This window comes from Pseudomonas sp. B21-054 (genome assembly GCF_026016345.1).
In the GTDB taxonomy this organism is placed as follows: Bacteria; Pseudomonadota; Gammaproteobacteria; order Pseudomonadales; family Pseudomonadaceae; genus Aquipseudomonas.
This window is the reverse complement of record NZ_CP087204.1, coordinates 4,222,530-4,235,281: the sequence shown is the minus strand read 5'-3', so window position 1 is coordinate 4,235,281 and position 12,752 is coordinate 4,222,530. Positions and strand designations below refer to the sequence as shown.

Here is a 12,752-nt window from a genome sequence, read left to right as displayed (position 1 = left end):
GACACCTCCTTGTGCAGGGGTCGTGCCCCTGGGTCGACGCGGCAAGGCTTGTGGCCTGCGCGATACGGACCGGTCCTGTTTAGAAAAAACAACGGCAGACAAGCCTCGACGCCGCTCCCCTGGCCGGATATGGCCGCGCTGGAAACGGATTTCCGGCGCCTTTCGATGGGGTGGGACGGGCTCGGTGCGCATTTAAAATAACAGCGCTTTTGCAGATGGGAAGCATTTTTTAATAGTTGTACGATGTCGTATCGTAATCATTTCCCGCCACGCTGCGGGCTAGAGCTACCGCGCAGGCTTGAGCCCGCCCCTTGCAGGCGGGGACATGGAGCGGCAAGCGTAGGGCGTGTACCGAAATTCCGGCTGGCAGCCCATTGAAAATGTGCCAGAAGGTGATATTCGCCTTAAAAAGCTCATGAAAACAGGCTGGCATGGGGTCCGCCTATCCCTGCAAAGTTTGTTTGACGGACGCTGACAAAAAGCTCGCGCGTATGCTTGAGTTGATGTCTTGAAGACGATGAAGGCTGAGCGTCTGCAATTGATCATTTCCTGCTTGCTCGGCAATTTCAGCCAACAATTTTTGCCTAAATGCCCGTATCTTTTGCTCATCCAGATAGTGGGCTTTTTCGCCGTTTTGGCCTTTTATCCGCACGACTAGATCCGCAGGTAATGCTACTTCTTTTATAGCGCACCCAAGACACAAGGTGGCAAAATCACTCAGACTTCGCACTTCCAATTCTTTTAGCTTGCCGCCCTTTTCTGGATGCCCGGACAGAGGATGCTCGGTATCCTGATAAGAATATTGCTTGATCTTGGAAGAGTACTGGATGCGGTGAGTGGACAGATCGTTGATTTTCTCGAAACCAAAAACTAAAGGGACTATGCCTCCCTGATTCAACAAACCCAGATAAGGGGCTTTGCCAGCTTCTAGAGAACGCTGCAATTCACTTGCCGCCTGATGATAAAAGCGGTTCAGGTCTTCACCTCGCAGCTCGTTAATCTGTCCACTAGATTTCAAGGCAACAGATCCAGGCAGTTTTAGGGAGTTCAGGTGCTCATCCAGAGGTGTGCCGATGAATTTCCTCCCCCCTCCAGTATTGATATAACTGACATGCAGTAAGCGCTGTAGCCAAGCGGCACCTTCGATCTGCGGTTGCTTTTGGTTGGCGACTTCGATCAATGGCGCAGCCGTGGTGGCTGGGAGCGTTTGTCCGTTGTTCAGAGCATGCAGGATGACTTGTGCCATGCGGTGTTGGATCGCCCGCGAGTGAGCGTTACTGGGATGAAGACCTTTGCCAGCAGCGTAGACTCGGGGCTTGCTGCGCAAGTCAGGCCGAGTGGCCTGATCAGCCGTACTCTCAGGTGTGCGGTCAGAGAAAAATACCTTGCCCTCGAGGGACTGGGTTCCGCCCTTGGCATCATTGACGCCACCCTTGAGAGCCCCTGATTGGAGTATTTCAAGCCCCCACGGTGTTCCATGCAGCGCCTCCGGTTTGGTATAGCCCAAGGGCGCAGTCGGGTTGAGTGATTGCAGTAAAGCCACGTACAGACCGGAGCGACTGCGCTCGTCGATATCGCGCATGTTCTCGAGCACGTCCAAAGGGGAGCGGCCATCTGCGTCTAATGTATTGGCGCGCACACCTTCATTACGCAGTCGCGCTATAGCCTTGTCATCTCGCAGGGTGACTGCCGCATGAAGAGATGTAGTGGAGGATTCACTACCTGGCGCAAAGATAGACTGCACGGAAGACTGGGGAGTTCGGATGGGGTTCACGACTGGGCCTCATGGAGAACGACTGTGAGTGGCATTTGCGCCCGTAGTGGTTCCTTAGTGCTGATGCGCCTTCCGACGCAGCGAGCGAGTGAGTATCCGCGAGACCAGCAAGATGCAGACAGGCATTTTGCGCCTGCGTCTTGAAAGCATCCGCATCACCGTGATCACCGACGAACAACAGCGCCCAATCCTCCCGCGAGTCCATGGAGTTCACTCGCTCGGGTATCGAGAATGTGGCGCAGACTCTCAAAGCCATCGAAAGCCTGGCCAACAACGTGGCCAGCGCTGGGGATCAAGTCAAGGCCTTGTCCGGCAGGGCCCAGGACATCAGCAAGGTGGTCGAAGTGATTCGTGCGATTGCCGAGCAGACTAACCTGCTGGCGCTGAACGCGGCCATTGAGGCCGCCCGTGCCGGTGAGCAAGGTCGTGGTTTTGCCGTGGTGGCCGATGAGGTACGGGCCCTGGCACACCGCACCCAGCAGTCGACCCAGGAAATCGAACAAATGATCAGCGCGATCCAGGCCGACTCGACTCAGGCGGTGGGTGCCATGAACGTCAGCGCTCAGATGGCCAGTAGCTCAATCTCGGTGGCGCAGAGCGCTGATCTATCACTCAAGCAAATCGCCGAGGCTATCACCCGGATCAACGAACGCAACCTGTTGATCGCCACCGCCTCCGAAGAGCAGGCTCAGGTGGCCCGCGAGGCCGACCAGAACCTGACCAGTATCCGTGAACTGTCTATCCAGAGCTCGACGGGCGCCAGTCAGACTGCAAGCGCCTGCAGTAAGATGGCGGGCCTAGCGGTTGAACTGAATCGCGTGGTGGCGCGCTTCAAGGTCTGAGTGTAGTTGGTCGACCCACGCCCGCTGGAAACTCAGCAGCGCCTCGGTGGGCTGCTGCAGTTGGATGAGTTCCAGCATGGGATCGCTGACTGTCGTTCTCACACCGGACAGTTCCTCCAATGCCGCCAACCCACAAAACGGCACATAGGCTTCGCTGTAGCCTCCTTCATGCACCAGAACCAGCCGGCCTTGGCACATACGCTCGGCGGCGTGGCGCAACAGGCGGGTCATCATGCGGAACGAGTCACTGTGCAGCAGCATGCGTGCCAGCGGGTCGACGGCGTTGGCGTCATAGCCGCAGGCGACGATGATCAACTCAGGCTCGAAACGCTCCAGTGCCGGAATCACAATCTGCTGCATGGCATACAGGTACGCTTCGTGCCCGCTGCCGGGCGGTAACGGAATATTGATGTTTGCCCCCAGCCCATCGCCTTGGCCACGGTCATCTGCTCCGCTGTAACCTGGGGGGAAACAACCTTCCTGGTGCAGGGAGAGGGTCAATACATCGCCCCGGGTCTCGAATATGGATTGGGTGCCATTGCCGTGGTGCACGTCCCAGTCGATCACCGCGACTTTGCCCACGCCATGCCGAACCTTGGCCGCTTCGATGGCGATGGCGATATTGGCCAGCAGGCAAAACCCCATGGCGCTATCCGCCAGGCAGTGATGCCCAGGTGGGCGCGAGAGGGAATAAGCGTTGGTTACCTGACCGCTCAGCACGGCGTCCACGGCGCCGATGGCCAGCCCGGCGGAAAGCTTTGCGATTTCGTAACTGCCGGGACCGATAGGCGCGGACGGGGCCAGCTCGCCGCCCCCGGCATCGCTCAGGTCCTTGAAGCGCCGCAGGTAGTCGGGGCTGTGAACCCGTAACAGCGCCTCTTCACTGGCTGGGATTGCACTGTGCTGTTGCAAATGGCTGCTAAGGCCGGACACATCCAGCAAGTTTTTAAGGCGCCGCTTGGTTTCCGGCGATTCGGCATGCCCGGCCCCCGCTGGCGGTTGTACCCAACCGCCGACGGGTAGCACCAGTACGTGGGAACTGGCGCTATGCCATAGGCACAGTTCGTCGAAGAAAAACGCGGTGGTTCGGTTCATCTGAGTCTCCAGGATCACGGTTAAAAAACAGTTTCACGCCTGTGCGCGGCTGCCGTGCATCAACACCAGGGATAGCAAGGTGATGGTGGCGCCGCCCAACAGCAGCGCCGTGAACCCGCCGTTGGTTTCGATCAAGCGGCCGGCGACAGCAGGTCCGATGGCCAGGCCGCTGCCAATCATCAGGTTCGAGGCATTCATCAATTTGCCGCTGTGGTCGAGCTTGGCCAGGCAGGCGAGGATCAGAGGCAGCAGAAAGGTCCAGGTAAACTTGAACAAAAACGCTGCCAGGGCAAAGCGCCACACACCGGGCTCGCCCAGCAACAGGATCACGGCAGCCGCCATGAGGCCGTAACCCACGGGTAGCAGCACAAGGCGAGTGCCAATCAACGAAGCGCAGGCGGCGCCGGCGATGCCTATCACGGTGGCGAAAGCCAGAATTTCGCCACTGTTTTGCGCTGAAATTCCCGCATCCGCGCCAATTGCACCGATGAAGGTCCAGACTCCGCCAAGGCTGATGTAGAAGGTCAAAATGCCGAGAATGCCGAGGGTGGTCTTTACCCTTGAGCCGGGCAAGGCGGCGTGGGTTTCCCGTAGTGCCGGTTTGCCGGTCGTGAAACAACGCGTCAAGGGCAGCAACAGGGCCATTAACCCCGCCAAGGTCAAGTAGCAAGCGCCCAGGCCATAGCGCTCGAACAGCGCCGGCATTAGTGCAAGGCCCAGGGCCCCAACCACCAGTTGGCCCATTACCCACAAGCCGTAGACCCGGCCAGGATTGGCAGCCGCGGCAGCGCTGGCCAGGCAGATGATCATCAAGGAACCGCCCGCAATCGCACTGACGAAACGCAAGGCCAGCAGCAGGTTGTACGTATCGGCCAGCATCGATAGCAGGTTCGCTGCGATGAACAAGACGGCGGCGGCGAAGGCCGCAAGGCGCCAACTGACTCGTTTGAGCCACCAGAAGGCCGGCAGGGAGGCCAGGCTCATCGCACCTAATTCCACAGAGAACAGGTCACCGATCTGTGACGGGCTTAGCTGCCACTGGCTGGCCAATTGCGCCGCCACAGCCGGCGCGGTCATCAAGATGGCCGGCGCGAGGGCGGCGAACAGAATGATTGCGGCCAGCAAGCCCCAGGTGCTCGAAGGTAACGGCAGGCCATCGATTGCAATGCGAGTGTTCATAGGCAAACTCCGGGAAGACCATTCAAAACACATGAACCAGGCGCAACAGGGCGTCGGCACCGGCATAGCCGTTAGAAGCCGCCACATTCTGCGAAAGGCTGAACATCACTTGGTTTTGCCGATCCAGCCAATGCCCGACTTCAAAGCCAAGCTGGGTGTACCGCTTGTGGGTGTCGTCGATCCGCTGGTCGTTGATGCGCAGGGCACCGCCATCGGCTTGAACCAGGCGCAGCGCGCCGTAGGTCGAGGGCGTGAAGTCATAGGATGCAAAGGCTTGCAGTCGATACAACGGGTCCTGCTTGAGGTCGCTGCCGTAGTAGTTGTCGTTCTTGCCATACAACTGCGCTTCCAGGCTGGCTTCCAGCACCCATTTTTCGCCGACGCCCTGGGTGTAGTTGTAAACAAAGGTCGCACCCCAGCGATTGGCGCCGGGCGACACGTCCGGGTTTTCGCTGTGGTATTCACCAATAGGCAGCGTGAGCAGGCTCAGCAGGCCGCTGTAGGTCCGTGAGGCGGGGTCATTGATAAAGAACAGCGTGCCGCCGATCAGTGGGTCGCCAAATCCGCTTTCCCCGACGTGTTGGCTCGTGCCCGGCAAACGGGCGTTGAGGTCGGCAAAGGGCACCAGAAATTGCGGGGTACATAAGGTGCCGCATACGTCGGTGTAGAACACCTGGCGGTACACGACCACGTTGGCCTTGAGGTCGGCTTTACCGTCACGGTCAGCCGGGCCGTGAAAGTCGTCTGAGCGAGTGCCGGCAAGGTAAAGCGCACCAAGAGTGGTGCCGGAGGGGGCGCCGAAAAAATCTCGCGCATTGAGGTCAGCGGCCTGGCTCTGCAAACTCAGCAGCATGCCGCCCAAGCATAAGATCGGGTTACGTAATAAGGCTTGATTCATGGCAAGACGTCTCTTTTATGATTTTATTCTTGCGGCGAGTACATCGCCGTACGTGACAGCACTGGCAGGAAAAACGGGCAAAAGCTGGCCGTGACCGTCAAAACGACGGTGCAAAAAACACTGGGTCAGGGGGAGGGGGGTCAGTCGGGAGGTGTGTTAAGCAAGTGCGCAATACGCACCTTGTCCTTGACCCCAAGCTTGCTGTAGATGGTACGAATATGATGACGCACGGTATTGGGCGATAAGCCCAGGTCGCGGGCCACTTCCTTGTAGGTCTTGCCTTCACCAAAGCCCTGTGCGACGTCGTTTTCCCGAGGGCTGAGCTGGGGCAAGGCACGGTTTATACGGGCCGCCAATAGGGTCTGGTCGCCCACTGCCGACGCCTCGATATGCACCAGCCGACCCTCGTACCCTCGGTCGCCGAGTTTCACCGGCAGGCACGGGCCGGTCCATTGCGGCCATTCACTGAGCAGCAAGTCGACAAAGCCGCGTTCGGAGCACTGCAATACCCCGCGCCGATCGCATACCGCCAGGGCCAGGTTACGTGGGCTGGTCAGGGTTTCGCGCATGGCTACCAACGTGCGGATCAGATTGGCTGAAACGGAGGCCACCAGATGCAGCATCAGGTTGCTCAGCAGATGGCAGTCCTGTTCGTTGAACCTTGGGGCGCCGGGTTTTCGATACAGGCTCAAATGGTCGCTGAGGCAGGTTTGGGGATCGACATGCACGATGCACAACAACTCACCGATATCATGCCGTTCACCAAGCCAGTTCAGGGCGGCGCCATTGGCTGGGTCGCGCATATCGAAGATCACGGCCTCGCCGGGCCTTTTTTGAGTGAGCGCGACCGCAACGTCCACATGGCGCATCGACTGCCAATCCGCCAGATAGGTGGGCGGCAGGTTATAGAGGTAAGTGCTGTGCTCTTCCGGCAACCCGTCGATCACGGCAGCGCGGCCCCACCAGGCACTGTCGAAAGGCAGCAACTGACTGATGCGCTCGAGTGCGTGCCTATGAAAATTATCAATATCCTGGTCTTGTGCCAGGCGATGCAAATCCAGGGTCAAGGTACTGAACGCTTGCAACAGGGCGCGGGGATCAAAACGGCTCATGAGCATTCCTCTGTGCGACTTTTTTATTGTTCTAGTCACAGGGTTATAAAGGCCGATACGTGTAATCGTCGTGGCAGGGCCTGAGCCAAGTATCGGCATTGCTATGAGCAATTACTATCCTGCAGATGTAGGATGAATTTCGCGCGATGGTGCCATCGTCGATGCAGCTGAAAAATTGCATGCCGAGTCGGTTCTCAGAACATTCGCGACGAACTTCATGGGGCTGAGCGCACCATCGTTATGGAAAAACGGCAGCCCATTTGCCGCGCCCGGTTGGGGGAGACGGCAACCTCCCCCGATTGCTTTTTTCTCTACTGTTCTGACGTCGTCAAAAGCTCGGCTTTCATGGTCGAGCGTCTGTCGATGCGTGCCACGGTGTAGGCACACACACCCAATACGGCAGGGCAGAGGGCGAGTACTGCGAAGCTCTTCACCACGGGCATGCCACTGTTGAGCACATAGGCGCCGAGGAGCGGCCCGAATATTGAACCGATCTTGCCCATGGAGGCGGCCCAGCCGGCGCCGTTGCCGCGGATGGCGCTTGGATAGAAGATACCGGCGATGCTGGTGATGCCGTAGTGACTGCCCTTGACGAAGATTGCGCCGATCAGGCTCAGCACGATGAAAGCGTTACCTTGCAGATTGCCGATACCCAGGACCAACAGGAAGGGAAGCGACAGCAACGGGTAGATCATCACCGCGTATGGCCCTCGGGTGTCGACCAGGCGCATCAGTGCCAGCCCGGCCATGGCCCCGCTGAAGGAGGCGAAGGAGCTGACCCATGACGCGGTAGCCCTGTCGAACCCCGCGTACTGATACACCAGCGGACTCCACGAGGCGAGGAAATACATGGCCATCGAGCTCGCGCCGAAGCCAATCCAGATCATTGGGGTGATCCATTTCAGCCTGCCGATGAACAACTGTCCGATACGAAATGGCTGGTCGCCGATATCGACTTCATCGGCGAGGAAGTAGCGATCTGCGGGCCGGACGTCGATGCTGGGATCCAGGCGCTTGAGGATCCGCGCCACGGCCTCGGGATGCTTGTGCTTGCTCACCAGAAACCGCACCGATTCCGGCAGTGTGAAAAACAACAGCACGCTGGACAGCAGGGTCGCAATGCCGCCGAGTGCGAAAACGCTGGCCCAGCCGTAGTGAGGCGCGATCCATACGGTCAAGGGGCCGGCTACTGCGCCGCCCAGACTGAAGCCGACCATGATGATGGTGATCACGCTTGCGCGGTAGCGTTTGGGCACGAACTCGATATTCAAGGCCCAGCACAGGGGCAGCATGGCGCCTAAGGCAAAACCGTTGAGAAAACGCAAAACCAGCAGCGATGCGTAACTGTCGGCGAAGACGAACAGCAAGGTCATCAGGCCGAAGGCGCTGGTGGACAGGATGATGGTCGGGCGGCGACCGATCCGGTCACCGAGGTAACCGAAAAAGAAACCACCGAGCATCATGCCGAACAATCCGATGGAAAAAATGTTGCCCAGTTGCAGCTTGTCCAGACCGATGTCGTCGGCCATGTAGGCGGCAGTGTGGGAGAGCATCAGCAGGTCAAAGCCATCGAGAAAAGTGATCAGCACCGACGCGCAGATGATCACGTAGTTGAAGCGCGAAAGCTTGCGGCCCTCGATCAAGGCGGCGACATCAATGGTACGTGACTGAGTCATGGTTGTTCTCCACGCAATAAGAGGCAAGCGGACAGGTTCCGGCTTACCGGACTCACCACAATTTCCAGGTGTAACCGACGATCAGGCGATTCTCATCCAGCTTCTGAGTCAGGCCATCGCCGGATCGATAGGTCACGTTGCGCCAGCGCAGGTTCAGACCTTCCAGCGCACCACGCTGGAAGACGTAAGTCAGATCGGTGTCGCGCTCCCATTCACTACCGTTGCGTACCGTCGGAGTGCGGATCTCGCTGCCTTTCACGTAACGGGTCATGAATGTCAGGCCCGGTATGCCCAGCGCAGCGAAGTCGTATTCGTAGCGCAGCTGCCAGGACTTTTCGTTGGCCTTGGTGAAGGTGTTGTAGGTCACGAGGTTCACCACGTACGGGGTTCCGGTGTCGATGACCGGGAACACGCTGTCACCCGACAGACGCTGGAACGCGGCAGAGAATCGTTGTGCCCCGACCGACAGGGTGAACATGCCGTTGAAGTTGCGATTGTCGATCTTCCCGGCCTTGCCGACGCCAATGTCATTGCTGTCGAAATAGCGTAAGTCGGATCGCAGGCTCAGGCCTTGTCCCAATGGCAATACATGCACAAGACCGGCGAACTGCTGGCGGTAGATGTCTTGCAGCTCCCCATGGTGATAGCGCAAGGTCAGGTTCTTGCCCAGCGCATATTCACCGCCGAGCAGGTCCAGATGATCGCTGCTCTGGCCGGCGTAGCTGATGTCGTCATTGCTCGACGAATCGCGGCCGTTGGCTTCAGTCAATCTCGCCGCAGTGACGGTCAGGTCGTCGATCTCACTCGAGGTCAAATAGGCGCCGGTGAAAGTCGAAGGCAGCAATCGGGTATCACTGTAGTAGGCCAGCGGATGGATCGGCATCAGGGTTCCCACTTTGAGCTGGGTCCGGGAAAGGCGCATTTTCGCGGTCAGGCCCAGTTCGCTGTAGTCGTCTGCTGGCTGCTTGCTGTTCGGTCCATAGGGCAGTAGCCCGGTGCCTCGCCGACCCGGCCCCGAGTCGAGTTTGATCCCCAGTTCACCCAGGGCGTCGAGCCCGAACCCCAGGGTGCCGTCCGTATAGCCGGACTGAAACTCGGCGAAGAAACCTTGGGTCCACTCTTCGGCCTTGGCCTGGGGCGCGCCACTCTGACGGAAGTCCCTGTTCAGATAAAAGTTACGGGTCGTCAGTGTCGCGGTGCTGTCTTTGACGAAGTCTGCATGGGCGTAAGTGAGGTGGCACAAGAGCAAGACCGCTGTGGCAAATAATTGATTCCTGTTCATTTTTATTAGTCTCCAGGCGCGCGGATGAAGGTTTTTCCAGGACGAGTTCTGCCGGGCCGCGTCGATGACGACGCGGCGGGGCGTGTGTGGGTCAGGTGCTACGGATCAGAGGGCGTCGGTCACGATCGCGAAGGCGCGGGCAGAGGTTCTGCTACACGGTCACTGCGAGTCAGATGACCGATCGCGAGCGCACTGGCCGCCAGTACGGCTGGACAGATAGCGAGGACCAGAAAGCTCTTGACCACCGGCATGCCGCTGTTCAGCACATAAGCACCGAGCAATGGGCCGAGGATCGAACCGATCTTGGCGATCGAGGTGGCCCAGCCAGCGCCATTGGCGCGTATGGCGCTGGGGTAAAAGACCCCGGCGATACTGAGGATTCCATAGTGGGAGCCCTTGACGAACACGGCACCGACCAGGCTTAGCATGAGAAATGCGGTGCCCTGCATGCCGGTGATGCCCAGTATCAGCAGGAACGGTAGCGCCAGCAGCGGATAGATCATCACCATGTAAGGGCCGCGGGTATCGACGAAACGCATCATCGCCAGACCGGCCATCGCGCCGCTGAAAGAGGCGATGGAACTGACCCACGAAGCGGTTGCACGATCAAAGCCGGCGTACTGGTAAACCAGCGGGCTCCAGGAGGCGAGGAAGTACATGGCCATGGAGCTGGCCGAGTAGCCGAGCCAGATCATCGGCGTGATCCATTTCAATCGGCCGATGAACAGCTGGCTGATGCGAAAGTCCTTGCGGCCGATATCCGGTTCGTCCAGCAGGACGAATCGATCACTCGGCCGCACATCCAGGCTCGGGTCCAAACGCTTGAGAATCGCCGCGATCTTGTCCGGGCCTTTGCGCTTGCTGGCCAGGAACCGGACCGATTCGGGCAGGGTGAAGAACAACAGCACGCTGGCGGCAAGGGTCAGTATGCCGCCGAACACGAACACGCCTTGCCAACCGATATGCGGCGCCAGCCACACCGTCAGTGGTCCGGCCATTGCGCTGCCGAGGCTGAATCCGACCATGATGATGGTCACCACCGTGGAGCGATAACGCTTGGGCACGAATTCGATGTTCAAGGCCCAGCACAGCGGCAACATGGCGCCCAGGGCGAAGCCATTGAAAAAGCGCAGGACCATCAGCGATTCATAGCTGTTGGCCATGGCGAAGAGCAGCGTCAACACGCCGAATGAGCAGGTCGAAAAAATGATCGTGGGGCGCCGACCGATACGATCACCCAAGTAGCCGAAGAAGAACCCTCCGAGCATCATTCCCAGCAGGCCGACCGAGAAAATCTCGCCCAGTTGAATCTTGTCCAGGCCGATTTCGTCGGCAATGTAGGAAGCCGTGTGCGACAGCACCAGCAAATCGAAGCCGTCGAGGAAGGTGACCAGTACCGAGACCAGAATCACCACATAGTTGAAGCGTGACAGCTTGCGATCTTCTATGAGCGCTGCCACATCAAGGGTGCGGGGCTGTGACATGTACGTTCTCCACTATATTTTTATTTTTTTGTAGTGGCGCCCACGTGTTGAACGGTGGGCGCTTCGAACCGCTTGAAGTCTTATTCCAGATTGAACGCCAGTCGCTCGCGCAAGGCCTCGGCGGGTATGTCGCTCACCCTGCCGTCCGGGCCGGCGAGATCCAGTGCATGGGCCGCTGCGGCCCCCATCGCGATACAGGGCCCCATTACGCGCACGCTTGACAGCGCCGCTGCATCGGCGTCGATGCAGCGACCGGCGACAACGAGGTTGTCGCTGCCTTCGGGAAGCATGCTGCGCAGCGGCACACTGTGAATGTGATCGTCACCAAAGGGTTCCCATTGATAACCACTGGTGTTGCCGTGCAGTTCCACCGGCCAGGAGGTGCGTGCTACCGCATCCGGGAACATCGTCGCCGCCCGGACTTCGTCGGTGCTCAGGTGATGATGCCCGACAATCCAGCGGGTTTGGCGAATACCTGGCAGCCCATACGCGCGCACCCTGGCCTTGCCATAGGCCTCAGGGTATTCCGATTGAAGGAAGTTGATCACTTGATCCACCTGCTGACGCCCCGCGATTGCGACATGAGAGGCCGCGACCGGATCCAGAGGCGTTTCGATATGAGTCATGTTGAAGGCGGCAGTGCCGCGCCCGGGGAACTGAAAGAACAACCCGTCGTCGCGTTCGATGCCGTAGCTTTTGGCCTTTTGCTTGACCCGTTCGGTGAACTGCGGGCGAGTGGGCAAATGCGCTTCATTGATATGCTCAAGAACGAACATCTGGGTGCCATAGATAGGCGTATCGGGCTCGCGACAGGCAAACCCGGCATTCCAGGTCAGCGCCGCGTCTCCGCTGGCGTCGACAAAGCCTTTGGCCGCCACGCGCACATCGCCGTAGCGGGTGGCCAGTTCCACTTCCTGTACTCGCGAGCCTTCGCGCACGACATCGCGCAACACCGCGCCGAGCACTACCGTGATTCCGGCGTCGAGCACTTTCTGGCCGATCCAGCGACCCAGCGCCACCTCGTCGTAATAGACCACCGTGGTCAAGGGCCCGATAGCCTGGTGTAGATCCCCCGAGGCACCCAGGTCGCGGAGGATGCCGTCGGCGATGCCGTGGGTCAGCAACTGGCGGTTCGGACCATTGGAGAACAGCCCGCAAAAGGTCCCGATGATCGAGCCGACTGCCTGCCCGCCGAGCATCGGCAGGGCATCGAAGAGCACCACGCGCTTGCCGAGCGCGGCGGCCTCGAGGGCCGCGGAAATTCCGGATATGCCGGCGCCGGCGATGCACACGTCGGCCTGCAGGCGTTGGACGGTGGGTGCGCTGGTACGGCGTACTGTGCGAATTACATGAGCCATATGACTACCTTTGAGGTGTGAAAAGGGCAGCCGATCCCGAGTCCGTTGGCCT

The 12,752-nt window shown here is 59.2% G+C and carries 9 protein-coding genes and 1 pseudogene; 1 reads left to right on the top strand and 9 read right to left on the bottom strand.

Annotated features, from left to right (window positions below):
• Positions 1-442: 442 nt before the first annotated feature.
• Complete coding sequence (locus LOY70_RS18325; protein ID WP_265028786.1) at positions 443-1,774, bottom strand: ankyrin repeat domain-containing protein; 1,332 nt, start codon at positions 1,772-1,774, stop codon at positions 443-445.
• 227 nt (positions 1,775-2,001) lie between these two features.
• On the opposite strand from LOY70_RS18325, the pseudogene LOY70_RS18320 reads away from it, so the two are divergent.
• Positions 2,002-2,616: pseudogene (locus tag LOY70_RS18320) on the top strand (methyl-accepting chemotaxis protein); the annotation flags it as partial.
• Here the strand turns inward: LOY70_RS18320 and LOY70_RS18315 are convergent.
• From LOY70_RS18315 to LOY70_RS18280, 8 genes are all read right to left on the bottom strand, one after another.
• On the bottom strand, positions 2,572-3,711 hold the full coding sequence (locus LOY70_RS18315) for a class II histone deacetylase (protein WP_265028785.1): 1,140 nt from the start codon (positions 3,709-3,711) through the stop codon (positions 2,572-2,574). The pseudogene LOY70_RS18320 and the gene LOY70_RS18315 overlap by 45 nt on opposite strands.
• Positions 3,712-3,744: 33 nt before the next feature.
• Complete coding sequence (locus tag LOY70_RS18310) at positions 3,745-4,890, bottom strand: MFS transporter (RefSeq protein ID WP_265028784.1); 1,146 nt, start codon at positions 4,888-4,890, stop codon at positions 3,745-3,747.
• A gap of 22 nt (positions 4,891-4,912) precedes the next feature.
• Entirely contained in the window at positions 4,913-5,788 is an 876-nt protein-coding gene (locus LOY70_RS18305) for a transporter (protein WP_265028783.1), read from the bottom strand.
• A gap of 140 nt (positions 5,789-5,928) precedes the next feature.
• Positions 5,929-6,900 carry a helix-turn-helix transcriptional regulator gene (locus tag LOY70_RS18300; protein ID WP_265028782.1) on the bottom strand — a complete coding sequence of 324 codons (972 nt, stop codon included), beginning with the start codon at positions 6,898-6,900 and terminating at the stop codon, positions 5,929-5,931.
• 311 nt (positions 6,901-7,211) lie between these two features.
• Positions 7,212-8,576, bottom strand: coding sequence for an MFS transporter (locus LOY70_RS18295; protein ID WP_123413452.1), 1,365 nt, complete (start codon positions 8,574-8,576; stop codon positions 7,212-7,214).
• A gap of 52 nt (positions 8,577-8,628) precedes the next feature.
• Positions 8,629-9,858: an OprD family porin gene (locus LOY70_RS18290; protein ID WP_265028781.1), complete on the bottom strand. Its 1,230-nt coding sequence runs from the start codon at positions 9,856-9,858 to the stop codon at positions 8,629-8,631.
• A 119-nt stretch (positions 9,859-9,977) separates the two neighbouring features.
• Positions 9,978-11,342, bottom strand: a complete 1,365-nt coding sequence (locus LOY70_RS18285) for an MFS transporter (RefSeq protein ID WP_265028780.1) — start codon at positions 11,340-11,342, stop codon at positions 9,978-9,980.
• Between the two features lie 80 nt (positions 11,343-11,422).
• Positions 11,423-12,700, bottom strand: coding sequence for an FAD-dependent oxidoreductase (locus tag LOY70_RS18280; protein WP_265028779.1), 1,278 nt, complete (start codon positions 12,698-12,700; stop codon positions 11,423-11,425).
• Between the last annotated feature and the right edge of the window lie 52 nt (positions 12,701-12,752).